Annotated in this window: 26 protein-coding genes; 25 read left to right on the top strand and 1 reads right to left on the bottom strand. The window is 63.4% G+C overall.

The features are described from left to right. The first annotated feature begins 182 nt into the window (after positions 1 to 182). The 24 genes from AC062T_RS08275 (at position 183) to AC062T_RS08160 (ending at position 22,625) form a co-directional block, all read left to right on the top strand. Positions 183 to 863: an L-threonylcarbamoyladenylate synthase gene (locus tag AC062T_RS08275; protein ID WP_108515721.1), complete on the top strand. Its 681-nt coding sequence runs from the start codon at positions 183 to 185 to the stop codon at positions 861 to 863. Between the two features lie 2 nt (positions 864 to 865). After that, positions 866 to 2,104: an MraY family glycosyltransferase gene (locus tag AC062T_RS08270; RefSeq protein ID WP_476029041.1), complete on the top strand. Its 1,239-nt coding sequence runs from the start codon at positions 866 to 868 to the stop codon at positions 2,102 to 2,104. After that, positions 2,101 to 2,544 carry a hypothetical protein gene (locus tag AC062T_RS08265; RefSeq protein ID WP_476029037.1) on the top strand — a complete coding sequence of 148 codons (444 nt, stop codon included), beginning with the start codon at positions 2,101 to 2,103 and terminating at the stop codon, positions 2,542 to 2,544. The genes AC062T_RS08270 and AC062T_RS08265 overlap by 4 nt, the downstream gene beginning before the upstream one ends. A gap of 180 nt (positions 2,545 to 2,724) precedes the next feature. Further along, positions 2,725 to 3,465 (top strand): F0F1 ATP synthase subunit A, encoded by a 741-nt coding sequence (gene atpB / locus AC062T_RS08260; protein ID WP_476029035.1) that lies wholly within the window; start codon positions 2,725 to 2,727, stop codon positions 3,463 to 3,465. A gap of 67 nt (positions 3,466 to 3,532) precedes the next feature. Beyond that, positions 3,533 to 3,766, top strand: coding sequence for an ATP synthase F0 subunit C (gene atpE / locus AC062T_RS08255; RefSeq protein WP_476029033.1), 234 nt, complete (start codon positions 3,533 to 3,535; stop codon positions 3,764 to 3,766). A gap of 9 nt (positions 3,767 to 3,775) precedes the next feature. Then, positions 3,776 to 4,330, top strand: a complete 555-nt coding sequence (locus tag AC062T_RS08250) for a F0F1 ATP synthase subunit B (RefSeq protein WP_476029031.1) — start codon at positions 3,776 to 3,778, stop codon at positions 4,328 to 4,330. Next, a complete protein-coding gene (locus AC062T_RS08245; protein ID WP_476029029.1) occupies positions 4,331 to 5,125 on the top strand; it encodes a F0F1 ATP synthase subunit delta in 795 nt (264 codons plus the stop codon). 54 nt (positions 5,126 to 5,179) lie between these two features. Further along, positions 5,180 to 6,817 (top strand): F0F1 ATP synthase subunit alpha, encoded by a 1,638-nt coding sequence (atpA, locus tag AC062T_RS08240; protein WP_108515735.1) that lies wholly within the window; start codon positions 5,180 to 5,182, stop codon positions 6,815 to 6,817. A gap of 36 nt (positions 6,818 to 6,853) precedes the next feature. Continuing rightward, complete coding sequence (locus tag AC062T_RS08235) at positions 6,854 to 7,753, top strand: F0F1 ATP synthase subunit gamma (protein ID WP_108515736.1); 900 nt, start codon at positions 6,854 to 6,856, stop codon at positions 7,751 to 7,753. Positions 7,754 to 7,770: 17 nt separating this feature from the next. Next, positions 7,771 to 9,282 (top strand): F0F1 ATP synthase subunit beta, encoded by a 1,512-nt coding sequence (gene atpD / locus AC062T_RS08230; protein WP_476029026.1) that lies wholly within the window; start codon positions 7,771 to 7,773, stop codon positions 9,280 to 9,282. Between the two features lie 2 nt (positions 9,283 to 9,284). Continuing rightward, on the top strand, positions 9,285 to 9,551 hold the full coding sequence (locus AC062T_RS08225) for a F0F1 ATP synthase subunit epsilon (protein WP_108515740.1): 267 nt from the start codon (positions 9,285 to 9,287) through the stop codon (positions 9,549 to 9,551). 29 nt (positions 9,552 to 9,580) lie between these two features. Further along, positions 9,581 to 10,354 carry a YaaA family protein gene (locus tag AC062T_RS08220; RefSeq protein WP_476029024.1) on the top strand — a complete coding sequence of 258 codons (774 nt, stop codon included), beginning with the start codon at positions 9,581 to 9,583 and terminating at the stop codon, positions 10,352 to 10,354. 22 nt (positions 10,355 to 10,376) lie between these two features. Continuing rightward, positions 10,377 to 11,180: an IclR family transcriptional regulator gene (locus tag AC062T_RS08215; RefSeq protein ID WP_476029022.1), complete on the top strand. Its 804-nt coding sequence runs from the start codon at positions 10,377 to 10,379 to the stop codon at positions 11,178 to 11,180. 166 nt (positions 11,181 to 11,346) lie between these two features. After that, positions 11,347 to 12,096: a protocatechuate 3,4-dioxygenase subunit beta gene (gene pcaH, locus AC062T_RS08210; protein WP_476029039.1), complete on the top strand. Its 750-nt coding sequence runs from the start codon at positions 11,347 to 11,349 to the stop codon at positions 12,094 to 12,096. Next, positions 12,096 to 12,656, top strand: coding sequence for a protocatechuate 3,4-dioxygenase subunit alpha (pcaG, locus tag AC062T_RS08205; protein WP_108998438.1), 561 nt, complete (start codon positions 12,096 to 12,098; stop codon positions 12,654 to 12,656). Before pcaH ends, pcaG begins: the two co-directional genes overlap by 1 nt. A 5-nt stretch (positions 12,657 to 12,661) precedes the next feature. Further along, on the top strand, positions 12,662 to 14,041 hold the full coding sequence (locus AC062T_RS08200; RefSeq protein WP_476029020.1) for a lyase family protein: 1,380 nt from the start codon (positions 12,662 to 12,664) through the stop codon (positions 14,039 to 14,041). Further along, a complete protein-coding gene (locus AC062T_RS08195; RefSeq protein WP_476029018.1) occupies positions 14,041 to 14,838 on the top strand; it encodes an alpha/beta fold hydrolase in 798 nt (265 codons plus the stop codon). The genes AC062T_RS08200 and AC062T_RS08195 overlap by 1 nt, the downstream gene beginning before the upstream one ends. A 1-nt stretch (position 14,839) precedes the next feature. Then, positions 14,840 to 15,241 carry a 4-carboxymuconolactone decarboxylase gene (gene pcaC, locus AC062T_RS08190; RefSeq protein WP_476029016.1) on the top strand — a complete coding sequence of 134 codons (402 nt, stop codon included), beginning with the start codon at positions 14,840 to 14,842 and terminating at the stop codon, positions 15,239 to 15,241. A gap of 212 nt (positions 15,242 to 15,453) precedes the next feature. Then, positions 15,454 to 16,152, top strand: a complete 699-nt coding sequence (locus tag AC062T_RS08185) for a 3-oxoacid CoA-transferase subunit A (protein ID WP_476029014.1) — start codon at positions 15,454 to 15,456, stop codon at positions 16,150 to 16,152. A gap of 20 nt (positions 16,153 to 16,172) precedes the next feature. Beyond that, complete coding sequence (locus AC062T_RS08180; protein ID WP_108518776.1) at positions 16,173 to 16,790, top strand: 3-oxoacid CoA-transferase subunit B; 618 nt, start codon at positions 16,173 to 16,175, stop codon at positions 16,788 to 16,790. Next, positions 16,790 to 17,959 carry a thiolase family protein gene (locus tag AC062T_RS08175; protein ID WP_476029012.1) on the top strand — a complete coding sequence of 390 codons (1,170 nt, stop codon included), beginning with the start codon at positions 16,790 to 16,792 and terminating at the stop codon, positions 17,957 to 17,959. The genes AC062T_RS08180 and AC062T_RS08175 overlap by 1 nt, the downstream gene beginning before the upstream one ends. 29 nt (positions 17,960 to 17,988) lie before the next feature. After that, on the top strand, positions 17,989 to 18,804 hold the full coding sequence (locus AC062T_RS08170) for an IclR family transcriptional regulator domain-containing protein (protein ID WP_476029010.1): 816 nt from the start codon (positions 17,989 to 17,991) through the stop codon (positions 18,802 to 18,804). Between the two features lie 99 nt (positions 18,805 to 18,903). Next, entirely contained in the window at positions 18,904 to 20,637 is a 1,734-nt protein-coding gene (locus AC062T_RS08165; RefSeq protein ID WP_476029008.1) for an ABC transporter ATP-binding protein, read from the top strand. Then, positions 20,634 to 22,625 carry an ABC transporter ATP-binding protein gene (locus AC062T_RS08160; protein WP_476029006.1) on the top strand — a complete coding sequence of 664 codons (1,992 nt, stop codon included), beginning with the start codon at positions 20,634 to 20,636 and terminating at the stop codon, positions 22,623 to 22,625. Before AC062T_RS08165 ends, AC062T_RS08160 begins: the two co-directional genes overlap by 4 nt. 15 nt (positions 22,626 to 22,640) lie before the next feature. Here the strand turns inward: AC062T_RS08160 and AC062T_RS08155 are convergent, their stop codons facing one another. Continuing rightward, entirely contained in the window at positions 22,641 to 23,693 is a 1,053-nt protein-coding gene (locus AC062T_RS08155) for a hypothetical protein (protein ID WP_476029004.1), read from the bottom strand. Between the two features lie 166 nt (positions 23,694 to 23,859). Between AC062T_RS08155 and AC062T_RS08150 the strand changes: the two genes are divergently transcribed. Then, positions 23,860 to 24,828, top strand: coding sequence for an aldo/keto reductase (locus AC062T_RS08150; protein WP_476029002.1), 969 nt, complete (start codon positions 23,860 to 23,862; stop codon positions 24,826 to 24,828). Positions 24,829 to 24,970 lie beyond the last annotated feature (142 nt).

Raw genomic sequence — 24,970 nt, 5'->3', positions numbered from 1 at the left:
CTCAGGGCCGATGGTTGGTCGGCGATCTCGACGCATCCCGACCTGCTCGGCCGTGACCGCGCGACAACGGCGCTGCGGTAGCCGCTCGGCACCCGCCCGCCCAGTTGTGATCAACTCGATGCCTCTATCCGCCGTGCCCTCCCGGCTTCTGTCGAGTGCCGACGGGTAGGATTGGCGGCGATATGGCGACCATTCACGATTGCTCCGATCCCACAGAGCTCCTCAGCGGCATGCGACTCGCGCGCAAGGCCATCTCTCGCGGCGCTCTCGTTGTCATGCCCACCGACACCGTCTACGGCGTCGCTGCCGATGCGTTCAACCCTGCAGCGGTGCAGCGGCTATTGGATGCCAAAGGCCGGGGCCGGCAGTCTCCGCCACCCGTTCTTATTCCCAGTCTTGCAACCCTCGATGCTCTCGCTGAGGATGTCCCCGACGAGGTGCGAGCGCTCGTCGATGAGTTTTGGCCCGGAGCCCTCACCGTGATTCTTCCGGCGCGGGAGTCCCTGCAATGGGATCTTGGCGATACGGCAGGAACTGTCGCCCTGCGCATGCCTGCCGATCGTGTCGCTCTTGAGCTGCTGGCCGAGACGGGACCCCTCGCCGTGTCATCGGCCAATCTCACGGGACAGCCCGCCGCCGTGACGGTGAGCGAGGCGCGCGACATGCTCGGCGATTCTGTCGAGGTTTATCTCGACGGGGGAGTCGGAGGCACCGCGAGTTCCACGATCGTCGATGCAACGGCACTCGGTTCAGGGGGAGAGATTCGCATCGTTCGCCACGGAGCCATCTCCGACGAAGCGATCTATGCGGCTATCGCGGCGGTGTCGGATGATTCGACCCCGGCGGATGGCGCAACCGCATGAGAATTGTTTTCTATGTGCTCGTCGGCGGTGTCTCTGCCCTCGTCACCTTCGTGCTCTCGTTCATCATTCTTAAACTGAGCCATCGTTTCAAGCTGTACCCCGGCATCCGGGAGCGTGACGTGCACACCACGCCGACGCCTCGCCTTGGCGGCATTGCGATGTTCTTCGGCGTCATTGTCGCCTTTGCTGTCGCATCGCAGCTCGACCGCTTTCACCTGATTTTCGCCAACCCGAGACCGGTGCTCGCCCTTCTCGGGGCAGCGTTCGTAATCGTGGCGCTCGGTGTTGCCGACGACATCTGGGATCTCGACTGGATGACCAAGCTCACCGGCCAGATCCTGGCGGCAGGGCTGCTGGTTTGGCAGGGCGTGCAACTCGTCACCGTGCCGATCGGCGGAATCACGATCATCCCTCCCGTCACGGGCCTCGTGATCACGGTGCTCGCCGTGGTGCTCGTGATGAACGCCGTCAACTTCATCGACGGGCTCGATGGCCTCGTGGCCGGGGTCGCGCTCATCGCCAGCAGCGTGTTCTTTATCTACACGTACATCCTCTCCAACGGTGTGGGGGAGTCGGAGTACTTCAACCTCGCCTCGCTCATCACCGCGGTGCTTGCCGGCGCATGCATCGGATTTCTCCCGCTCAACTGGCATCCGGCCAAGTTGTTCATGGGCGATGCCGGCGCGCTCCTCGTTGGCCTGCTGATGGCGGCGTCGGCCATCTCGGTCACCGGCCAGGTCGACCCCGGTGCACTCGCCTCGGGGCGCCAGCTGCTGCCGGCCTTCATCCCGATCCTGCTGCCCTTCGCGATTCTCATCGTGCCACTGCTCGATTTCGCCCTTGCCGTCTTCCGACGCCTTCGTGCGGGCAAATCGCCGTTCTCCGCTGACCGGCAGCATCTTCACCACCGATTGCTCGACATGGGGCACTCGCATTTTCATGCCGTGCTGATCTTCTATTCGTGGACCGCCGTCGTTGCCATCGGCTGCCTGCTGTTCATGCTCGTTCCGGCATGGGTCGCGATCGCCTTTGTTTCGCTGGGCTTTGTCCTGAGCGCCTGGTTCACGTTGGCCCCTCTCACCCGTCGCAAGCGCATAGAAGCGCGCGTGCAGCTAGCTAAACCGGGGTCTGACTCCGTGATCGACCCGCGCCTCGATCCTCTTGACGAGGCGTCCAACGTTAGGGAGCCCGGCGATCCAGCAGCTGTGGATGCCGCCCTCCGTCCTAAGGAAGCACCATGAGTAGTTCTGTTCCCGTTCTGAAACGCGCCCTCGTCTCCGGCGCCATCCTCGCGGCGGCGATCGCTGTCGTGGGCTCTGTGATCGGTTATCTCGTCGCGGGAACGCCCGGCGTCATCAGTGCCATCGCCGGTGCCGGAATCGCCATGGTGTTCCTCGGCATCACGTCGCTCAGCATCATCATCGCCACCCGTTACGAGATGGTCGTCTTTTTTGCGATCGTCATGGGCGCATGGCTGCTTAAGTTCGTAATTTTCTTGGTGCTGATTTTTGTGCTCAAGGATCAGCCCTGGATCAACACCCAGGTTCTCTTCTTGAGCCTCGTTGTGGCCGTCTTGGGCACACTCGTGGTCGATGTTGTCGTTATTGCAAAGTCCCGGATGCCCTATGTCAGCGATGTTTCGCTGCCAGGAGAGCAATCTGAGGGGCCAGAAGGTCGGTGAGTGTACTCTCATGCCTTCATCTATTGATAGAGTGATTTCGAACAACCCCCCCCTTTCGTCACCGCGTTTCCTGACGCCCGGATTCTGGAGATAGAGCTGCTAGTAAACGCTCTGACAAGGTTCATCCCGTTCGCCACAGGCGGCTCCGGGGACGATGGTGGATTCCACGGTCCCTCGATCATGGAGTTCTTCCCCGACATCGTCCTCTTCGAGGGCACGCCGTTCGCCATGAACCGCATCATGATGATTCGCGTCCTCATGACGTTGCTCATCGTTCTGGTCTTTTGGCTCGGCACTCGCAACCTGAGGCTCGTCCCCGGTCGCGGCCAGGGCCTCATCGAATACGGACTCGACTTCGTTCGCGTCGGTATCGCTGAGGATCTCCTCGGCAAGAAGGACGGCAAGCGCTTCCTTCCCATCCTCACGACGTTCTTCTTCATGATCTTGGCGATGAACATCACGGGAATCGTGCCGGGTCTCAACATCGCAGGAACATCCGTGATCGGTGTTCCCCTCGTGCTCGCCCTTGTGGCCTACGTCACGTGGATCTACGCGGGTCTCAAGAAGCACCCCGGCAAGTTCCTGCGCAATTCGTTGTTCCCGCCCGGAGTTCCTCCGGTGCTCTACATCATCGTGACGCCGATCGAGCTCGTCTCGACCTTCATCGTTCGCCCTGTGACGCACACGCTGCGACTCATGATGAACATGGTCGTCGGCCACCTTCTGCTCGTGCTCTTCTTTGCGGCAACTCAGTTCTTCTTCTTCTCGACGCAAGGTCTCTTCCCCCTCTTCGGTGTGGGAACCCTCGCGTTCGGACTTGCCTTCTCGTTCTTCGAGATTCTGGTTGCGGCCCTGCAGGCATATGTCTTCACGATCCTGACCGCTGTCTATATCCAGCTTGCGCTGGCGGACGAGCACTAAGCACCACTGACTACGCACCAAGGGATCGGGCGACCGCCCGGTTCACCTCATGGAAGGAAAACACAACGTGGACGTAACAACCGTTGCTGAACTCAGCGGAAACATCGCGACCGTGGGCTATGGCCTCGCCGCGATCGGCCCGGCCATCGGCGTAGGTATCGTCGTCGGCAAGACCATCGAGTCGGTCGCACGCCAGCCTGAGCTGCAGGGCAAGCTCCAGGTACTCATGTACATCGGTATCGCCTTCACCGAGGCCCTCGCGTTCATCGGTATCGCAACGTACTTCATCTTCACCACCTAAGGAATCTCAATGCTTGACGCACTGGTAATCGCCGCGGAGGAGGCTACGCCTAATCCGCTTATTCCGGCGACCTACGACATCGTCTGGTCTGCCGTATGCTTCGTCGTCATCCTGCTGGTCTTCTGGAAGGTTGTTCTTCCTAAGGTCACGACCATGCTCGACGAGCGCACTGCGGTCATCGAGGGTGGCATCGCGAAGGCCGAGGCAGCACAGGCAGAGGCCAGCGCGCAGCTCGAGAAGTACAACGAGATGCTCGCAGAAGCTCGCGCCGAAGCTGGCAAGATTCGTGAGCAGGCCCGTCTCGACGGCACCAAGATCCTCAGCGAGCTCAAGGAGCAGGCCACGGCCGAGGCCGCAAGGATCACATCCAACGCTTCCGCTCAGATCGAGGCAGAGCGCCAGGCCGCTCTCGTTTCGCTTCGTAGCGAAGTTGGCTCGCTTGCACTCGACCTCGCGTCGGGTGTCATCGGCCAGAGCCTGAGTGACGACAAGAAGGCATCGGCACTCGTCGACAGCTTCCTTGCCGACCTCGAGGCTTCCGAAGCAAAGAGCGCAGGAAAGTAAATGGGTTCAGCGACACGTGAAGCTACCGCGACATCGCGCGCGGCGCTTGCTGGCGTAACGAAGGTCACACTCGGCCTCGCGGAGGATCTCTTCTCCGCGGGCCGTGTGATCGGAAGCTCGCTTCAGCTGCGCACGCTCGTGGCCGATGCTTCTGGCTCACCCGATGAGAAGGTCGCTGCCCTCAAGGCAGTCTTTCGTTCATCGTTGAGTGCAGACGCTATGGCCCTGCTCGGCACCGTTGTTTCTGCACGGTGGTCGTCGGTCGACGACCTTCTCGCGGGAATCGAAGATCTCGGCCTCCGTGCGGTCGCCTCCGCGGCGCCCTCAACGGTCGACATCGAGGGGGAGTTGTTCTCCTTCGCCGACGTTGTCGCTGCTAACCCCGAGCTTGAACTAGCGATCGGCAGCAAGCTCGGCAAGGCAGAGGCCAAGGCTGAGCTCGTCGACTCGCTTCTCACCGGGAGGGTTTCTGCGGAGACGCTTGCGGTCGTTCGCCACCTGGTGCAGCAGCCTCGCGGCCGCCGCATCGGTCAGCTGATCACCGAGTCCACCTCGACTATCGCAGACCAGAAGGGCTCGGCTATCGCCACCGTTACGACGGCGGCACCGCTCGGCGCCCGACAGCGCACCAAGCTGCAGAAGGCCCTCACGGTCCGCTACGGCCGCGCTGTCACGCTGAACCTCGTGGTCGACCCTGCCCTTGTCGGTGGAGTTCGCGTTGCCATCGGCAACGACATCATCGACGGCAGTGTTGCATCGCGCATCGCCGACCTCAGACTGCAACTCGCCGGCTGACCCGGCATTCAAGCCAACGGCACCGCAAGGTGCCGAGAAGACAAGGAAACGTAAATGGCAGACGTAACGATCAGCCCGGATGAAATCCGCGACGCCCTCAAGGATTTCGTCAAGTCCTACGACCCAACGCAGGCATCGACCACCGAGGTCGGCCACGTCGTGGATGCCGCTGACGGCATCGCTCACGTCGAAGGACTCCCCGGAGTCATGGCCAACGAGCTCATCAAGTTCGCGGACGGCACCCTGGGCCTCGCGCTCAACCTCGACGAGAGCGAAATCGGTGTTGTTGTGCTCGGTGAGTTCAGCGGCATCGAGGCTGGCCAGGAGGTGACCCGCACCGGTGAGGTCCTTTCTGTTCCCGTCGGTGATGGCTACCTCGGCCGCGTTGTCGACCCGCTGGGTAACCCCATCGATGGTCTCGGCGAGATCGCCTCTGAGGCCCGCCGCGCACTCGAGCTTCAGGCTCCTGGCGTTATGGCCCGCAAGTCGGTCCACGAGCCCATGCAGACTGGAATCAAGGCGATCGACGCCATGATCCCGATCGGCCGCGGCCAGCGTCAGCTCATCATCGGCGACCGCCAGACCGGTAAGACGGCCATCGCGATCGACACGATCATCAACCAGAAGGCCAACTGGGAGTCCGGCGACGTCAACAAGCAGGTTCGCTGCATCTACGTTGCCATCGGCCAGAAGGGCTCAACGATCGCCGCCGTCAAGGGCGCGCTCGAAGAGGCTGGCGCGCTTGAGTACACGACAATCGTCGCGTCTCCCGCGTCTGACCCCGCCGGCTTTAAGTACCTTGCTCCCTACACCGGTTCGGCCATCGGCCAGCACTGGATGTACGGCGGCAAGCACGTGCTCATCATCTTCGATGACCTGTCGAAGCAGGCCGAGGCCTACCGTGCTGTTTCGCTTCTTCTGCGTCGCCCGCCGGGACGCGAGGCTTACCCCGGTGACGTGTTCTACCTACACTCCCGTCTGCTGGAGCGTTGTGCCAAGCTCTCCGACGAGCTGGGCGCAGGCTCGATGACCGGTCTTCCGATCATCGAGACCAAGGCAAACGACGTTTCTGCCTACATCCCGACCAACGTGATCTCCATCACCGACGGCCAGATCTTCCTCCAGTCCGACCTCTTCAACGCCAACCAGCGTCCTGCGGTCGACGTGGGAATCTCGGTTTCGCGAGTCGGTGGCGACGCTCAGGTCAAGTCCATCAAGAAGGTATCGGGAACGCTCAAGCTTGAGCTTGCCCAGTACCGCTCGCTCCAGGCATTCGCGCTGTTTGCGTCTGACCTGGATGCTGCGAGCCGTCGTCAGCTGGCCCGCGGTGAGCGCCTCACCGAGCTGCTGCGTCAGCCGCAGTACTCGCCGTACCCCGTCGAGGACCAGGTCGTATCGATCTGGGCTGGCACCAACGGCAAGCTCGACGAGGTCCCTGTAGAGGACATCCTCCGCTTCGAGCGCGAGCTGCTCGACTACCTCGGTCGCAACACCAAGGTTCTCGACACGCTTCGCGACACCAACGTTCTGGACGACAACACCGCTGCGGATCTCGCTGCGGCAGTCGACAAGTTCAAGCTCGAGTTCCAGACGGGTGAGGGCAAGCCGCTCATCTCCGCTGGCCGCGAAGAGTTCACTGAGCTTGAGGCTGAGGACGTCAACCAGGAAAAGATCGTCAAGCAGAAGCGCTAACGGCGACCTTCACCGAACTAGGACAGAGAGAGATACATGGGAGCGCAACTTCGGGTCTACCGGCAGAAGATTAAATCTGCTCAGACGACCAAGAAGATCACTCGAGCCATGGAGCTGATCGCCGCCTCGCGTATTGCCAAGGCGCAGGCGCGGATGGCCGCATCGGCTCCGTATTCGCGAGCAATTACGCGTGCGGTATCGGCGGTCGCCACGTTCTCGAATGTCGACCACATCCTCACCACCGAGCCTGAGAAGGTCGAGCGCGCAGCGGTCGTCATCTTCTCCTCGGACCGCGGACTCGCGGGCGCGTTCAACTCGAACGTGCTCCGCGAGGCCGAGGAGCTGGCGTCGCTTCTGCGCAGCCAGGGCAAGGACGTTGTCTACTACCTGGTCGGGCGCAAGTCCGTTGGGTACTTCGCGTTCCGCAAGCGGGCCTTTGCGCGCAGCTGGGTTGGCGAAACCGACAACCCCGTGTTCGACACTGCCCGCGAGATCGGTGACGCACTGGTCGAGGCCTTTGTTGCCCCGGCATCTGAGGGTGGCGTGGACGAGATCCACATCGTCTTCAACCGCTTCGTCAGCATGCTCACCCAGACTCCAGAGGTTGTGCGTCTGCTTCCCCTCGAAGTTGTCGAGGGTGTCGAGGAGCCGACCGAGGGCGAAGTATTCCCGCTTTACGAGTTCGAGCCTGAGGTCGGCGACGTGCTCGACGGCCTCCTGCCCGTCTACATCGAGAGCCGGATCTTCAACGCGATGCTGCAGTCGGCCACGGCCAAGCACGCTGCAACTCAGAAGGCGATGAAGTCGGCAAGCGACAACGCCGACAACCTCATCAAGGACTACACGCGACTGGCCAACAACGCCCGCCAGTCTGAAATTACCCAGCAGATTTCCGAGATCGTGGGCGGCGCCGACGCCCTATCGGGTTCGAAGTAAGAGAGAACAGGGAAGCAATGACTACTACAGCCCCCGCTTCAAAGAAGCCAGCAGCCAAGAAGCCGGCCGCGTCCAAGAAGGCTTCTGCCGCGCTTGTTCCGGTCGCCTCGGCTGGTGTCGGACGCGTAGCCCGCGTTACCGGCCCGGTCGTCGACATCGAGTTCCCTCACGACTCGATTCCCGGCATCTACAACGCCCTCAAGACCACGGTCACGATGGCCGGCGAGGCACACGAGATCACGCTTGAGGTTGCTCAGCACCTCGGCGACGACCTCATCCGCGCCATCGCCCTGAACCCGACTGACGGACTCGTTCGTGGCCAGGAGGTGCGCGACACCGGTGCCGCTATCTCGGTTCCCGTCGGCGACGTCACCAAGGGCAAGGTCTTCAACGTCATCGGTGAGGTGCTGAACGCAGCTCCCGGCGAGACGATCGAGATCACCGAGCGCTGGCCGATTCACCGCAAGCCCCCGGCCTTCGACCAGCTTGAGTCGAAGACCGAGCTCTTCGAGACCGGCATCAAGTCGATCGACCTCCTCACGCCTTACGTGCAGGGTGGAAAGATCGGCCTCTTCGGTGGTGCCGGTGTTGGTAAGACCGTTCTGATCCAGGAGATGATCCAGCGCGTTGCGCAGGACCACGGTGGAGTTTCGGTATTCGCCGGTGTTGGTGAGCGTACCCGTGAGGGCAACGACCTCATCCACGAGATGGAAGAAGCTGGCGTCTTCGACAAGACAGCCCTTGTCTTCGGCCAGATGGACGAGCCGCCGGGAACGCGTCTTCGAGTCGCCCTGTCGGCGCTGACGATGGCGGAGTACTTCCGTGACGTGCAGAAGCAGGACGTTCTGCTCTTCATCGACAACATCTTCCGCTTTACCCAGGCCGGTTCCGAGGTGTCGACGCTTCTCGGTCGTATGCCGTCCGCCGTGGGTTACCAGCCCAACCTGGCCGACGAGATGGGTATCCTCCAGGAGCGCATCACCTCGACCCGTGGACACTCGATCACGTCGCTTCAGGCCATCTACGTGCCTGCCGATGACTACACCGACCCGGCTCCGGCGACCACATTCGCCCACCTCGACGCCACGACTGAGCTCAGCCGTGAGATCGCGTCGAAGGGTCTGGACCCGGCCATCGGCCCGCTGACCTCCACCAGCCGCATCATGGACCCCCGCTACCTAGGCGAGGACCACTACCGCGTTGCTACGACGGTCAAGCAGATCCTCCAGAAGAACAAGGAACTGCAGGAGATCATCGCGATCCTCGGCGTTGACGAGCTCTCTGAAGAAGACAAGATCACCGTTGCTCGCGCACGTCGCATCCAGCAGTTCCTGTCGCAGAACACCTACATGGCGAAGAAGTTCACCGGTGTTGAGGGTTCGACGGTTCCGCTCAAGGAGACCATCGAGTCGTTCGACGCCATTGCCAAGGGCGAGTTCGACCACGTGGCCGAGCAGGCATTCTTCAACGTCGGTGGCATCTCCGACGTCGAAGAGCAGTGGGCCAAGATTCAGAAGGAGAACGGCTAATCATGGCCGTGCTCAACATCAGCCTTGTCTCGGCCGACCAGGAAGTCTGGTCGGGCGAGGGCACGATGGTGGTTGCTCGCACCACCGAGGGTGAGATCGGTCTTCTGCCCGGTCACGCGCCAATGCTCGCGATCCTCGGATCGGGAGAGGTGCGCATCACCCTTGGTGACGGCAGCTCAGTGACGGCCGATGCTTCTGAGGGATTCCTCTCGGTGGAGCACAACACCGTCACGATCGTCGCGCGGCACGCTGCGCTGACGAACGCCTAATTTAGCTATTCGAAACCGCCCCGGCGTCGATGCTGCTGATCCTGCCTCCCTCCGAGTCCAAACGGGCCGGGGGAGAAGAGGGAACGCGGCTCGACCCGGGGCTTTTGAGTTTCTCCGCCCTGACGCCCATTCGCGAGCGGGTTCTCGCTGCGCTGGGCGAGTTTGGCGGGGACCTCGACGCAATGGGTGCGGCTCTCAAGGTGGGCGCCCGCCAGCGTGACGAACTCGAACGCAACACCGTGGTCGCGTCATCACCCGTGATGCCAGCGCTGGACCGGTTCACGGGAGTGCTGTTCGATGGCCTAGGAGCCGAGACGCTGACCGCCGCGGAGCGCGAATTTGCGGGCGCAACGGTGGCGGTGCACTCGGCACTGTTCGGTCTGGTCGGCGCGCTCGATCCGATCCCGGCCTACCGGCTCTCCCACGACTCCAAGCTCCCGGGGCTATCGCTCAAGAAGATCTGGGCGGCACCTATTTCGGCCGTTCTCGCCGAACGGAGCGGGCTCATCCTCGACCTGCGTTCGGAGGCGTATTCCGCGCTCGGGCCCGCCCCGTCGCGACCAGATTCGTTGTATTTGCGGGTAGTGGCCGACGACGGAACCGGCCGAACCCGTGCGCTCAATCACTTCAACAAAAAGGGCAAGGGCGAGTTTACGCGGGCCATCATCGAGGCCGGCATTGAGCATCCGAATGCCGCATCGCTGCTTGAATGGGCGGCGGACAGCGGCTACGCGCTGGCGCCGGGCAAACCGGGCGAGCTCGAACTCGTGGTGCGCAACGCGGTTGGCGCGCAGCTCGCCTGAGCCCGATCGGTAGCATTGGCCTATGGCGGAGGCACGGGGCGAATCGATGATCGCGCGCGTCAATCGCGTGCTTCATGCCTTTGACGAGGACCATGACTCCCTCACAATCTCGGAGCTGGCCCATCGTGCCGGGCTCCCGGTCGCGACCGCACATCGCATCGCCTCCGAGATGGTGGCCGAGCGGATGCTCGATCGAGACGGACAGCGCTACTCGATTGGCACGGGGCTCTGGGAACGCGGCGAGTTAGCGGCGGTGAGCCTTCGTTTTAGAGAGATCGCGCTGCCGTATTTGCTGAGCCTCTATGAGGCGTCGGGCGAGAACGTGCATCTCGCGATCCTGGATGAGGGCGAAGCACTCTATGCCATGCGCCTCGTGGGCCAGCGATCCGTGCCTACCATCAGCCGCATGGGCGGGCGGCTTCCCCTGCATACGACGGGGGTAGGAAAGTCACTTCTCGCGTTTCAGGACGACGACTTTCTCGATGCATTTTTCGCTCGCCCGCTGCGAAGAGCCACAGTGCATTCGCGCGTTGACGAGCAGGCGCTGAGGGCAGAACTCGCAGAGATTCGGCGCTCGGGTTTCAGCATGGCTCACCAAGAGATGACCCTCGGAAACGCGTCCGTTGCGGTGCCGATCTTCGTCTCGGATGGACCGCCATACGCCGCCGTTGGCCTGGTGTCACATCTTAATCGCGCCGATATGAGACGGATGGTTCCGCTTCTCAAGGAGGCGGCATCCGGAGTTTCTGATGCGTTGGGGGTCAGCCTGGATGGCGGCCGCCGCCGCTGGCGTGACCTGTTCCATACCGCCGTGCGCTGGCGGTGAAGCATGAGCAATGTTTCTTTCCACTGAGTGAGAAGAAGTGGTTGGTTTCTCACGGGCGGCCTGCCACGCTGGGCGCGTGACAGAGACCACCTCTACCCCAGATGACAACGCCCAGGGGCCGATCCGCGCGACGGACCCTCTGGCGACCACCGCAACCCAGGCCGAAATCAACGACGAGATGCAGGCCATCGAACAGGAGTACCGCGACGGCGTCGCCGCAGGCGCTCCCGTCGAGACGACCGCACGGCTCGACTACGCGCCGTACCGCAGCAGCATCCTGCGCAGCCCTACCAAGAGCGCAACGCTGGCCGACCCCGAGACGATCGAGCTCCACTCGCCCGCCTTTGGCCACCGTGACGTGACCTGGGTCGAATCCGACCTCACCATCCAGCACAACGGCGAGCCCCTCGGCGAGCGGATGGTCGTGACCGGTCGTCTGCTCGACGGCGACGGACGCCCTGTCCCCGGGCAGCTCATTGAGGTGTGGCAGGCGAACTCCGCAGGCCGGTACGTGCACAAGCGTGACCAGCACCCGGCACCCCTTGACCCCAACTTCACGGGAACGGGCCGCACGATCACCGACGAGAACGGCGTCTACCGTTTTCAGACAATCAAGCCAGGGCCCTACCCGTGGCGCAACCACACGAATGCGTGGCGTCCCGCCCACATTCACTTCTCGGTCTTCGGCACCGCGTTCACGCAGCGCATCGTGACCCAGATGTACTTTCCCAATGACCCGCTGTTCGCGCTCGACCCGATCTATCAGTCGATCGTTGACCAGGACGCCCGCGATCGCCTGATCGCAAAGTATGACCACTCGGTGACCTCGCCGGAGTGGGCGCTCGGATACCAGTGGGATATCGTTCTCAACGGTTCGCAGCGCACCTGGACTGAGCCCGAGGAGGGTGACCACTGATGACCAAGCTTGCTCCTACACCTGGCCAGACGGTGGGACCGTTCTTCGGTTACGCCCTTCCCTTTGAGGGCGGCGAGCGTCTCGTCGACCGCACGCACCCCGGTGCCGTCCGGTTCTACGGCCACCTGTTCGATGGCCAGGGCAATCCCATTCCCGACGCCCTGATCGAACTGTGGCAGGCCGACGAGAACGGCGCCGTTCCTACCGCCGAAGGCTCGCTTCGCCGCGACGGCTACAGCTTCACCGGATTCGGCCGCACGTCGGTCGACGACAACGGGCTGTTCTCGTTCACGACCGTTGAGCCGGGGGCAACCGCGGAGGGCGCGCTGCCGTTCTTCATGGTCACCGTTTTTGCGCGCGGCCTTCTCGACCGGGTTTTCACCCGCGCTTACCTGCCGGAGGCTTCTGGCAGCATCGCCGACGACGCGTTCCTCGCCTCGCTCGGTGACCGCGCCGGTACCCTGATGACAACCCGCGACGAGCAGGGCAACATCCGTTTCGACATCCACATGCAGGGTGACAACGAGACGGTGTTCATTGAGCATCGACAGAAGGACTAATACACGTGACTAACGGATCGGATGTCGCCGACGTCGGCTTGCTCTCCCCGCAGTGGGCTGGCACACCTGTCGCGGCGGCGACATCCGATGCCGCGATAGTTGCGGCAATGCTCGACGTCGAGGTGGCCCTCGCCTATGCCTGGCAGGAACTCGGCTTTGCGCCGGACGGCACGGGAGCGCTCATTGCCCGCGTCGTTGACTCTCTCGATATCGATGTCGCGTCGCTCGCCGCTCGATCGCGGTCGGGGGGAAACCCCATCATCCCGCTGGTGAAAGACCTGCGGGCGGCCGTTGCTGCCGAGGATGCTGCGGCAGCCGTGTGGGTGCACCGCGGTGCGACAAGCCAGGACATCCAGGACTCCGCCCTCATGCTCGTGGCGCAGCGTGCGCTCGTGACAGCACGCAGCGATCTCGCCGCTGTGATCGACTCCCTCTCCTCTCTTGCGGACTCGCACCGCTCAACCCTGATGGTGTCCCGCACCCTGACGCAGCACGGGGTGCCCAGCACGTTCGGGCTCAAGGCCGCAGGCTGGCTTGCCGGCGTTGCGCACGCCTCCGTCGCGCTCGACCGTGCCGTCGCCGAGTTGCCGCTGCAGTGGGGCGGCGCAGGCGGCACACTCGCCTCGTACTCGGTTATCGGCGAAGTCGGCACGGGGCTTGCGGTGTCGGATGCCGTCGCCGACCGCCTAGGTCTCGCGCGCTCGATCCCGTGGCAAACGCAGCGATCTGCCGTGGTGCAGCTTGCATCGGCACTCGCCCAGGTCGGCGGTGCGCTCGGCAAGATCGCCGTCGATGTTCTCCTGATGGTCCGCCCCGAGTTCGGTGAGCTGGGCGAGCCCTCTGCTGCGGGCCGCGGTGGCTCGTCGGCCATGCCCCAGAAGCAGAACCCCGTGCTGAGCGTTCTCATCCACTCGGCGGCCCGTCAGTCGCCGGGCCTCGCCGCGGAGGTTCAGCGCAGCGCACTGGCCGTCGATGAGAGGCCGGATGGGGCGTGGCACGCGGAGTGGCAGGCGACTCGCGAGTTGGTGAGACTTGTCGGCGGTGCCGCGGGGCTCGCGGCCGAGCTCACCTCAGGGCTGCGCGTGTTCCCGACCGCCATGCTCCGCAATCTGGGCATGAGCGGATCGCTCGTTGTGAGCGAGCGGCTCATGCTCGAGTACGGCCCTCTTGTTGGGCGAGACAGGCTGCAGGAGCTGGTCACCGCTCAGGCGGTGGACCCCACTGTCGACCTCGGCGCGCTGCTGAGGGCGGAACCTGCGCTAGCCAATGTCTCCGACCAGAGCCTCGCCGACTCCCTCGACCCCGCCCAATACGTGGGCGACAACGACCTCATAATCGATCGTGCCATCGAATCGGCACGATCAGCACTACGCAAGGAGCAGTAATGACCATTCCCCGACTGACAGGCGTTCGTGTCGAGGGGAGTAGCGGTCCCGCGCTTGTTCTGGGCCAATCGCTCGGAACCTCGACGATTCTGTGGAGCCGCGCGGTGCCGCTGCTCAAGGAGCACTTCACGATCCTGAGCGTCGACCTGCCAGGCCACGGCGATTCGCCGGCGGCCACGGATTCGTTCACGGTCGCGGAGCTTGCGGATGCCGTGGTCGCCACGGCAGCGGATGCCGGCTTCGAGCACTTCTTTTACGCCGGCGTCTCGCTCGGCGGCCAGGTTGCCCTGGAGCTTGCCCTGCGTCATCCGGACGTTGTGGATGGTGCGTCGATCATCTGCTCGTCGGCCAAGGTCGGTTCAGAAGAGGCCTGGCGCGATCGCGCTGCGATGGTGAGGGTGCAGGGAACTCCGGCACTCGTCGCCGGTTCCGCGGAGCGCTGGTTTGCGCCCGGCTTTATCGATGCGCAGCCCGATGCCGCAGGCGCCCTGCTCCGTGCGCTCGCCTTTGCCGACGACGAGAGTTATGCCCTGTGCTGCGAGGCTCTCGCCGTGAGCGACATCCGTCCGCGCCTGGCCGAGATCTCTGTTCCGATTCTTGCTCTGTGGGGCGAGCTGGACCCGGTAATCGCGACGGATGAGGCGCGCTCGGTTGCCGAGAATGTGCAGCATGGCCGTGGCGTGCAGATCGCGGGTGTGGCTCATCTGGCCCCGATCGAGAGCCCTCAGGTTGTTGCGACCGAGCTCATTGACTTCTTCTCTGGCGAACATCACACCGACGCGACGAAAGGCGAGTGACATGGCACGCGAAGGGCGCACCAATCAGGACAGCTACGACGAGGGAATGGCGGTGCGCCGCCAGGTGCTCGGCGCGACGCACGTCGACAGGGCGACCAATGGAATCGTGCCGGCAACCGCCGACTATCAGGATCTGATCACACGCTATGCGTGGGGGGAGATCTGGACCCGCCCGGGCCTCGACCGCAAGATGCGCAGTGTCGCAACGATGACCGCGCTCATCGCTCACGGTCACTATGACGAGTTGGCGATGCACCTGCGGGCGGCGCAGCGCAATGGCCTGACGCGAGACGAGATCGTTGAGGTTGTTCTGCAGTCGGCGATCTACTGCGGTGTGCCAGCGGCTAACTCCGCGTTCGCCGTGGTCAAGGCTGTCTTCGAAGAAGAGCCGCCCACCGACTAGCGTGCCCCACGCCGAGCCCGCCCCCCTGCGTCAGCGAGGGGCGGGTTTTGTGCTGCCGGGTGCTTCTCGGTTGACCCGGGTCATGGATGTGAGTACCTTCGAAGAAGGATGTTTGCAAAGCGAACGCTTGTTCGCCATGCGAACGCACGTCCTATCTCAGCCCTGGCGACCCAGGCCGTCGGCACCGCACCACGAAGGAGCACTACGCACAGATGATCTCGAAAATTGTCGCCAGCACGGCTGAGGCCGTTGCGGGCATCCAGGACGGCTCGTCCGTCATGATCGGAGGCTTCGGCGTCGCCGGGCAGCCGGTCGAACTTATCGATGCGCTCCTTGAGTCGTCGTCGGCCACCGACCTCACCATCATCAGCAACAACGCTGGTAACGGCGACACGGGCATCGCCGCCCTGCTCGCCTCCGGTCGCGTTCGCAAGGTCATCTGCTCGTTCCCGCGCCAGTCCGACTCGCACGTGTTCGACGAGCTCTACCGCGCGGGCAAGCTCGAGCTTGAGCTTGTTCCCCAGGGCAATCTCGCCGAGCGCATCCGTGCCGCTGGTGCTGGCATCGGAGGGTTCTTCACGCCGACCGGCTATGGAACAACCCTGGCCGAAGGCAAAGAAACCCGCGTCATCGACGGCCGCAACTACGTGCTTGAGGCGCCCATCCACGCCGATGTCGCCCTCATCAAGGCGGTCGCAGGCGACCGGTGGGGCAACCTCATCTACCGCAAGACGGCGCGCAACTTTGGGCCGATCATGGCCACGGCCGCCAAGCTCAGCATTGTGCAGGTCGACCGCATCGTCGAGCTCGGCGAGCTCGACCCCGAGGCCGTGGTCACCCCCGGCATCTTCGTCAAGCGACTCGTGCAGATCGAGTCGAATGCCGCCGTTTCAGAAGGAGCAGCCCAGTGAGCGGATTGAATCGCGACCAGATGGCGGAGCGCGTTGCCCGCGATATCCCCGAGGGCGCTTATGTGAACCTCGGAATCGGCCTTCCCACCAAGATCTCTGACTACCTTCCGAGTGACCGTGAGGTCATCCTGCATACCGAAAACGGCATGCTCGGGATGGGACCGGCCGCCGTTGGCGACGAGATCGACCAGGACCTCATGAACGCGGGCAAGATCCCCGTAACCGAGCTGGCGGGGTCAAGCTTCTTTCATCACGCGGACTCGTTCGCGATGATGCGCGGAGGCCACCTCGACGTGTGCGTTCTCGGCGCCTTCCAAGTTTCGGAGACGGGCGATCTCGCCAACTGGCACACGGGTGCACCCGACGCCATTCCGGCCGTTGGTGGAGCCATGGATCTGGCCACCGGCGCGAAGGATGTCTACGTGCTCATGGAGCTGACGACCAAGACGGGCACCTCCAAGCTCGTCAAGGAGCTCACCTACCCGGTCACGGGCATCGGATGCGTCACCCGGCTTTACACTGACCGTGCCGTCTTCGCCCTGGGCGCAGAGGGTGCGAGCGTCATCGAGACCTTCGGTGACACCACAATCGACGAGCTCCGGGAGCTCACAGGACTCGAATTGAAGGATGCACGCTGATGGGTAACAGCTACGTTTACGACGCGGTCCGCACGCCGTTCGGCCGCTACGGCAAGTCCCTTGCCGAGGTGCGCCCCGACGACCTTGGCGCCGTCGTCATGTCGTCGATCGTTGAGCGCAATGGCATCGACGCCGCAAAGATCGATGACATCGTGTTCGGCAACGCCAACGGTGCCGGTGAAGAGAACCGCAATGTGGCCAGGATGTCGGCGCTGCTGGCCGGGTTCCCGACCTCGGTTTCTGGCACGACAATTAACCGCCTGTGCGGTTCGGGCGTCGACGCCGTTATCCAGGCCAGCCGCGCCGTCGAGGTCGGGGACGCCGACCTCGTGCTCGCCGGCGGTGTCGAGTCGATGAGCCGGGCGCCGTGGGTGCTGCCCAAGCCTTCGCGCACCTTCCCCGCTGGCAACGAGACGCTCGTTTCCACCACGCTGGGGTGGCGCCTCGTCAACCCCAAGATGCCGAAGCAGTGGACGGTATCGCTGGGCGAGACCGCCGAGATCCTCGCGGAGCGCTACGACATTTCGCGCGAGGAACAGGACGAGTTTGCTGTGCGCAGCCACCGCAACGCCGCAGCAGCCTGGGATGCTGGCCGCTATGCAGAGGTCGTTCCCGTTCCCGGAGTCGATCTCGTTCGCGATGAGGGCATCCGCGCCGACTCGTCGGTCGAGGCGCTCGCTGGTCTCAAGCCTGCGTTCCGCAAGGAGAACGGCACGGTTACCGCCGGCAACTCCTCGCCTCTCAACGACGGCGCATCCGCTGTGCTCATCGGTGGTGAGAACGCGGTCCCCGGAGTCGAGCCTCTGGCGCGCATCACGGGCCGCGGCGTTTTTGCCAACGACCCCGACATCTTCGGAATCGCGCCCGTCGAGGCGGCCAACCGGGCTCTCGCCCGCGCCGGCCGCACCTGGGCAGACGTCGACCTGGTCGAGCTCAACGAGGCCTTCGCCGCGCAGAGCCTGGCTTGCCTCAAGCTGTGGCCAGAGCTTGACCCCGAGAAGGTCAATGTCGACGGCGGAGCTATCGCGATCGGTCACCCGCTCGGAGCATCCGGCGGCCGCATCATCGGCCACCTCGCGCACGCTCTGCGTCGCCGCGGTGGTGGAATCGGTGTTGCTGCGATCTGCATCGGCGTTGGCCAAGGCCTCGCCGTAGTGCTCGAGGCATAGGCTCTACCGCCGTGGAGGGGAACTCGTCGATGGATGATGGCACCGCAGGGCGGGAGGCACCGAGCGCATCGGTGCAGTCCCTCGCGCGCGGTCTCGCGGTCATCCGTGCCTTCGATGGCGAGAACCCTGAAATGACATTGAGTGAGGTGGCCCGGCGCACTGAGCTGAGCCGGGCCACAGCACGCCGTTTTCTGCACACCCTCGTCGAGCTTGGATATGTGCGCACTGACGGCAAAAACTTTGCACTCACGGCGAGGGTGCTCGACCTCGGCTACAGCTACCTCTCCGGCTTGAGCCTGCCCGAGATCGCCCAGCCGCACCTGGAGCGGCTTGCGGCCGCTGTCCAGGAGTCGACCTCGGCGTCCGTGCTCGACGGCACCGACATCGTCTACGTCGCCCGCGTTCCCACGAAGCGCATCATGAGCGTCGCCATCAGCATCGGAACACGCTTTCCGGCCTATGCCACCTCGATGGGACGCGTTCTGCTGGCTGCTCTGCCCGTCGCCGAAGCAACCGAGCGCATCGCGGGGGAGCCGCTATCCGCTCGCACCCCTGCCACGATCGTCTCGGCAGATGCCCTCACCAGGGAGCTGGAGAAGGTGCGAAGCTCCGGCTACGCCTTCATCGACCAGGAACTCGAGGTGGGGCTTCGGTCAATGGCCGTAGCAATAACCGACGGGCGAGGGCGCACGATCGCGGCCATTAACGTTTCTGGTCACGCCGTCGAGAGCACAGCCGAGGACTTTCGGGCTCGCGTGGCTGGCCCGTTGCGCGATGCCGCCAGCGCTATCGAGACCGATCTGCGCAGTGCAAAACCCGTGTCTAATCTGTTGGTCTCTGGCTAAATCCGCCGAGAGAGACCGACCTGCGCTTAGTCTTGTCGAGCATCCGTTCTCCGCGGGTGTGCGGGCGCCCACACGGGCGCATCTCCGTCGAGGAGTGCAATGCTCATCAAGATTTTGCGTCGCTATTTGGCGCCGCACCGGTCCCTGCTCATCGGGGTCGTAGTTTTTCAACTGGCTCAGTCGCTTGCATCTCTCTACCTGCCAAGTCTTAACGCCGACATCATCGACAACGGGGTGGCCAAGGGCGACATCGGCTACATCTTTCAGCTGGGTGGCGTGATGCTGCTGGTCACCCTGCTGCAAGTGGCATGCGCCGTCACCGCCGTCTATTTCGGCGCCAAGGCCGCGATGGGTCTGGGCCGTGATCTTCGAGGAGCCGTGTTCGACAGGGTCGGCACGTTCTCGGAGCGGGAGGTCGCACAGTTCGGCGCGCCCTCGCTCATCACCCGCTCAACCAACGATGTGCAACAGGTGCAGATGGTCGTGCTCATGACCTGCACACTGTTCGTTTCTGCCCCCATCCTCGCGATCGGCGGAGTCATCATGGCTCTGCGCCAGGATGTGAGCCTCTCGTGGCTTATGGCCGTGAGCATCCCGATCCTGCTCGTTGCCATCAGCCTGATCATCGTGCGGATGCTGCCGCTGTTCCAGAAGATGCAGAAGCGCATCGACGTTGTCAACAGGGTGCTCCGCGAGCAGCTGACCGGCATTCGGGTGGTGCGGGCGTTTGTGCGCGAAGACATGGAGACCCGCAGATTTGCCGACGCGAACCAGCAACTCACCGATGTCGCGCTGCAGGTGGGCCGCCTGTTCGCCTTGATGTTCCCCGTGGTGATGCTTGTCATGAACGTGTCGAGCGTCGCGGTCATCTGGTTCGGCGGGCTGCAGGTCGATGCCGGCACTCTTGAGGTGGGCACGCTCATGGCGTTTCTCCAGTACCTCATGCAAATCCTCATGGCGGTGATGATGGCGACCTTCATGGCGGTATTGCTGCCGAGGGGAGCGGTGAGCGCGGATCGCATCGGAGCGGTGCTCGACACCGAGTCGTCGGTGGTGCCGCCGACGGACGGAGTCGTTGAGCTCCCACAGCAGGGAACGGTTGACCTGGTGGATGCGACGTTCGCCTACCCGGGTGCAGAGGAGCCCGTGCTGCGCAACGTTTCATTCTCCGTTGCCCCCGCAACCACCACGGCGATCATCGGGAGCACAGGGTCTGGCAAAACGAGCCTCATCAACCTCTTGCCTCGACTTGTCGATGCGACCGGGGGAGAGGTGCTCGTCGACGGCGTCAATGTTCGCGATATCGAACCATCCGTTCTCTGGAGCCGCATCGGGTTCATCCCTCAGCGGCCTTATCTCTTCTCCGGCACGGTGCGCAGCAACCTGCTCTATGGGCGCCCGGATGCCACAGACGACGAGCTATGGCAGGCGCTGCGAATCGCGCAGGCCGAGCACTTTGTGCGCGAGATGGAGGGCGGAATCGATGCCCCCATCGCTCAGGGGGGCACCAATGTTTCTGGCGGGCAGCGGCAGAGGCTCGCGATAGCCAGGGCGCTCGTCAAACGAGCCGAGATCTACGTGTTCGACGACGCGTTTTCGGCGCTTGATACGGCAACGGATGCTCGGCTGCGGCTAGCGCTGCGGCAGTCCATGGCCGACGCCACGATGATTATTGTCGCCCAGCGCGTTGCCACGATCGTGAATGCCGATCAGATCGTGGTGTTGGAGAACGGCGAGGTTGTGGGCATCGGCACGCATGCCGAGCTGCTGGAGTCGTCAGAGACGTATGCCGAGATTGTGTCGTCTCAGCTTGCAGCGGAGGAGGCGGCATGAGCACCACGCAGGCGAGCGACGCGAGCGAGCCAGAAGAGGCCCCGGTTCGGCCTCCCGTTCGTCCCGCTCGGGGCCCTGGCCCCATGGGCGGAGCAGGAATGCCCACCGAGAAGTCCAAGAACTTTGGGCCATCGGCGCGACGCCTCGTTGGCACCCTGCGCCCAGAGCTCTGGCGAATCGTCGGGGTCGTCATCCTCTCGGTGCTCAGTGTTGTGTTCACTGTGCTCGGGCCCCGGCTGCTGGGAGAGGGCACGAACCTCATCTTCGAGGGAGCAATCTCCAAGAATTTGCCGGAGGGTGCTAGTAAGCAGCAGATCATCGATGGCCTTCGCGCGCAGGGCGATGACACCATGGCCGACCTGCTCAGCGGGATGCAACTGACACCCGGCCAGGGCATTGATTTTGGCGCCCTCAGCACAGTGCTGTTCTGGGTGCTGGCGCTGTACTGCCTCTCGTCGGTGTTTGGCTGGTTGCAGGCGCTTGTGCTCAACGTCGTCACGCAACACACGGTCTATCGGCTGCGCGACGACGTAGAGAGCAAGATCAACAGGCTGCCGCTGAGCTACTTCGACCGCATGCCGAGAGGAGAGCTGCTCAGCCGGGTCACGAATGACATCGACAACATTTCGCAGACCCTCCAACAGACGCTGAGCCAGTTGCTGACCTCGCTTCTCACGGTGATCGGCGTGCTCGTGATGATGTTCATCGTGTCGCCGCTGCTTGCCGTGATCTCGCTCGTCACCATCCCGCTCACGATTGTTATCACCGCGACAATCGCCAAACGCTCCCAGCCGCTGTTTGTTGCCCAGTGGAAGCACACGGGTGAGCTCAACGCGCAGATCGAGGAGGCCTTCACCGGCCACGCCCTGGTTAAGGTGTTCGGGCGTCAGCATGAGGTGAGCGAGGTGTTCTCCGATAAGAACGACGAGCTCTATCGCGCAAGCTTTGGTGCGCAGTTCGTTTCGGGCATCATCATGCCGTCGATGATGTTCGTGGGAAACCTCGTCTATGTGGTCATCGCCGTCGTGGGAGGGCTGCAGGTGGCATCGGGCAGCATGCGCATCGGCGACGTGCAGGCCTTCATCCAGTATTCGCGGCAGTTCACCCAACCGCTCACGCAGCTCGGCAGCATGGCGAACCTCCTGCAGTCTGGGGTGGCATCGGCCGAGCGGGTGTTCGAGCTCATGGACGCGCCGGAACAGTCACCAGACCCCGCCGACCCGGTTGAGCCAGAAACCACGGAGGGTCGGCTCGTCTTTGACCATGTGAGCTTTAGCTACACTTCGGACCGGCCGCTCATCACCGATCTCACTCTCGATGTTGAGCCCGGCCACACGGTGGCCATTGTCGGCCCAACGGGCGCGGGCAAGACCACGCTCGTCAACCTCATCATGCGGTTCTACGAACTCGATTCCGGCCGCATCACGCTCGACGGCGTTGACATTGCGGCGATGACTCGGGATGCGCTGCGATCGCGCATGGGAATGGTGCTGCAGGACACGTGGCTGTTTGGCGGCACGATTCGCGAGAACATCGCCTACGGCAGGCCCGATGCTACGGAGCAGGAGATCGTGGAGGCCGCGACGGCAACCTATGTCGACCGGTTTGTTCGCACTCTGCCCGATGGCTACGACACGGTGCTCGATGACGACGCGAGCAACGTGAGCGCGGGGGAGAAGCAACTGCTCACGATCGCGCGAGCGTTTCTTGCCCGCCCCAGCGTGCTGATTCTCGATGAGGCGACGAGCAGTGTCGATACCCGCACCGAAGTCCTCGTTCAGAAGGCCATGACGGCGCTGCGCTCAGATCGCACAAGCTTTGTTATTGCTCATCGCCTGTCGACCATCCGAGATGCCGACCTCATCCTGGTGATGGAGCAGGGGGCGATTGTGGAGAAGGGAACGCATCAGCAGCTTCTCGATGCCGAGGGTGCCTACGCGCGGCTCTACGAGGCCCAGTTTGCCGGGCCGGTGAGCGAAGAGCTCTAACCTGACGGCGCTTTACTAACCCGCAGTGTCGGACTTTTGCTGCACTTCGCCGCCGATGTTCAGCCCGCGCTGCAGCTCTGCCGATGTGGTGTTGATGCTTTCAAGCTCGTCGGCGAGCCGCTCGTACTCTGCGGCACGCGCCGTAATGGAATCGAACATCTCGTCGAGTTCGATACCCCGCTCGATCAGGCGGCTGCGGGCCCGGTCGAACGCCGAAGGGCTTGTGAAGAAGCCAGATTCCGCGCGCTTGTTGAACGTGGCGATGTCGGAGTTGAGCTGCTCATAGCCCGACGTGTAGGCCTTGTAGTCGCTCTCGGTGGTCGTGCGAAGGGTCTCCATCTGAGACACGAGCGAGTCGGCCTGTTGCTGCAACTGAACGAAGACGGCGTTGGATGCTGAGTGCAGGTCGGTCACGACGCTGCGATCCTCAAAGTACTGGGCGTAGTGCTCTTCGAGTTCCGCGGAGATGCCGGTCGCCTCGGTTCCCACGATCGAATGCAGCTCGTTCGCGCGCTGGCCCGGTTCATTGCGGGCGTAGAAGGCCATGCGCTCCGCGAAGCGCGGGTCGTTGGTCAGGCGCTCGTATTCGGCATCGAGCAGCACGGCAAGGCGATCTTTCTCGTCATCGTCCATGCGGTCCCACGCGGCGTGAAGCATCTCGTGCGCCGCGACGACCTCTTCGGTGCCGTCGAGCCGCTCGTCGACGACATCGAAGACGACGATGGTCTTGTCAGCGTGCAGGTAGCATCCGAGAATTCCAAACGCCTGCTCGTCGTCGTCTTTGGGGCAGTCGCTGCTGAACTGCTCACCAGAGCTCACGGTGGGGCGGCTCGCATAGTAGAGAAAGCGCCCGTGGTCGGTGAGCTGTAGGCGCTCCACGTGGGAGGCGATAACGGCGTCCGGCTCGTACTGCCAGACGGTGACCTGATCAATGAGGGGCTGTGGGTGCAGGGCGACCCACGAGCCTCCCGCAGCCAGGGCGGCAACGATGCCGAGCCCAATGAGGCTGGAGAGAAGACGGCGCCGCGGGCGTCGTGGTCGACGGAGTGCAGCGTCATCGTCGTTCACGATCGCCACCGCATTTCCCCCTCTGTCTGGTCATCAAGATATCAGCCCCCGTGCGCGCGCAAGGCACTGCATGGTTGCGATTGCGAGACGATTCCGAGCCGACGCCGCCATCGGAATACCTGTCGAGGATGCCCACTGCCGTCGTTTCACGCAGCAGGATAGAGATATGAGCATCTCATATCGCACCTTGGGAAAGTCTGGCCTTCGCGTGAGCACGATCGGGCTCGGCTGCAACAACTTCGGCAGGCCAGGAACCTTCACGGAGGGTCCAGAAGGCACCGCTCAGGTGCTCGGTGCCGCGCTCGACGCCGGCATTACTCTGCTCGATACTGCTGACATCTATGGCTACTCATTTGGTCGAAGCGAAGAGTTCATGGGGGAGGCCCTAAAGGGGCGTCGAGACGAGGTCGTTCTCGCCACCAAGTTCGGGCACGCCGACTACGATTCGCCGATCACAAGCTGGGGGGCTAAGGCATCGAGACGGTATGTGCGGCAGGCCGTCGAAGGATCGCTGCGGCGGCTGCAGACCGACTGGATCGACCTCTATCAGCTGCACACGCCAGACCCCTTCACCCCCATCGAGGAGACGCTCGATGTCCTCGATGACCTCATCACGGAGGGCAAGGTTCGCTACATCGGGCACTCCAATCTGGCGGGCTGGCAGATCGCCGAAGCGGAGTTCGCGGCACAGATCGGGAGGCACCCGCATTTCGTCTCGGCCCAGAATGAATACAGCCTTCTGGCCAGGGGAGTTGAGAACGAGGTCCTCCCGGCGGTGAACGCTTTCGGCCTGGGTTTTCTGCCCTACTTTCCGCTCTACAACGGCCTGTTCACGGGCAAGTTCAGCCGCGCAGGAGGGCCGAGCGACAGCAGGATCATGCGCCAGCGCCCGCATCTTCTCGAGAACGCACCGTGGGATGCGATGGAGAAATACGCTGCCTTGGTCGACTCGTGGGGCGTCACGATGCTCGAGGCGACGTTCGGATGGTTGTTGGCCCAGCCGGGGCTTGCCAGCGTGATCGCGGGAGCGACAACGCCAGACCAGATTCGCCAGAATGCTGCCGCGGCAACGGCCTTCACTCCGACCGCCGAACAAGCGGAGCAGATCTCGCAGATTTTCACAGACCCGCGATAACGGCGCGGGCTGCGCCGCAGGTGCACCGGCCGATTCTCCGCATAGGCTTAGCGAGTGGAGCGCGACACGGAAGATACGATCCTTCGTTCACCGCGCCCGATCGCTCCGCTGCCGGAGCTTGACGACGCCGACACGATTATCC

The organism is Homoserinimonas sp., assembly GCF_056262345.1.
The sequence above is the reverse complement of the archived record's forward strand: the minus strand, read 5'-3'. Positions and strand labels throughout refer to the sequence as shown.

Coding starts and splice junctions, on each gene's coding strand:
- AC062T_RS08275 (WP_108515721.1), top strand. CDS start 183: ATGGCGACCATTCACGATTGCTCCGATCCCACAGAGCTCCTCAGCGGC.
- AC062T_RS08265 (WP_476029037.1), top strand. CDS start 2,101: ATGAGTAGTTCTGTTCCCGTTCTGAAACGCGCCCTCGTCTCCGGCGCC.
- atpB (WP_476029035.1), top strand. CDS start 2,725: ATGGAGTTCTTCCCCGACATCGTCCTCTTCGAGGGCACGCCGTTCGCC.
- AC062T_RS08250 (WP_476029031.1), top strand. CDS start 3,776: ATGCTTGACGCACTGGTAATCGCCGCGGAGGAGGCTACGCCTAATCCG.
- AC062T_RS08245 (WP_476029029.1), top strand. CDS start 4,331: ATGGGTTCAGCGACACGTGAAGCTACCGCGACATCGCGCGCGGCGCTT.
- atpA (WP_108515735.1), top strand. CDS start 5,180: ATGGCAGACGTAACGATCAGCCCGGATGAAATCCGCGACGCCCTCAAG.
- AC062T_RS08235 (WP_108515736.1), top strand. CDS start 6,854: ATGGGAGCGCAACTTCGGGTCTACCGGCAGAAGATTAAATCTGCTCAG.
- atpD (WP_476029026.1), top strand. CDS start 7,771: ATGACTACTACAGCCCCCGCTTCAAAGAAGCCAGCAGCCAAGAAGCCG.
- AC062T_RS08225 (WP_108515740.1), top strand. CDS start 9,285: ATGGCCGTGCTCAACATCAGCCTTGTCTCGGCCGACCAGGAAGTCTGG.
- AC062T_RS08220 (WP_476029024.1), top strand. CDS start 9,581: ATGCTGCTGATCCTGCCTCCCTCCGAGTCCAAACGGGCCGGGGGAGAA.
- AC062T_RS08215 (WP_476029022.1), top strand. CDS start 10,377: ATGGCGGAGGCACGGGGCGAATCGATGATCGCGCGCGTCAATCGCGTG.
- pcaG (WP_108998438.1), top strand. CDS start 12,096: ATGACCAAGCTTGCTCCTACACCTGGCCAGACGGTGGGACCGTTCTTC.
- AC062T_RS08195 (WP_476029018.1), top strand. CDS start 14,041: ATGACCATTCCCCGACTGACAGGCGTTCGTGTCGAGGGGAGTAGCGGT.
- pcaC (WP_476029016.1), top strand. CDS start 14,840: ATGGCACGCGAAGGGCGCACCAATCAGGACAGCTACGACGAGGGAATG.
- AC062T_RS08185 (WP_476029014.1), top strand. CDS start 15,454: ATGATCTCGAAAATTGTCGCCAGCACGGCTGAGGCCGTTGCGGGCATC.
- AC062T_RS08180 (WP_108518776.1), top strand. CDS start 16,173: ATGGCGGAGCGCGTTGCCCGCGATATCCCCGAGGGCGCTTATGTGAAC.
- AC062T_RS08175 (WP_476029012.1), top strand. CDS start 16,790: ATGGGTAACAGCTACGTTTACGACGCGGTCCGCACGCCGTTCGGCCGC.
- AC062T_RS08170 (WP_476029010.1), top strand. CDS start 17,989: ATGGATGATGGCACCGCAGGGCGGGAGGCACCGAGCGCATCGGTGCAG.
- AC062T_RS08165 (WP_476029008.1), top strand. CDS start 18,904: ATGCTCATCAAGATTTTGCGTCGCTATTTGGCGCCGCACCGGTCCCTG.
- AC062T_RS08160 (WP_476029006.1), top strand. CDS start 20,634: ATGAGCACCACGCAGGCGAGCGACGCGAGCGAGCCAGAAGAGGCCCCG.
- AC062T_RS08150 (WP_476029002.1), top strand. CDS start 23,860: ATGAGCATCTCATATCGCACCTTGGGAAAGTCTGGCCTTCGCGTGAGC.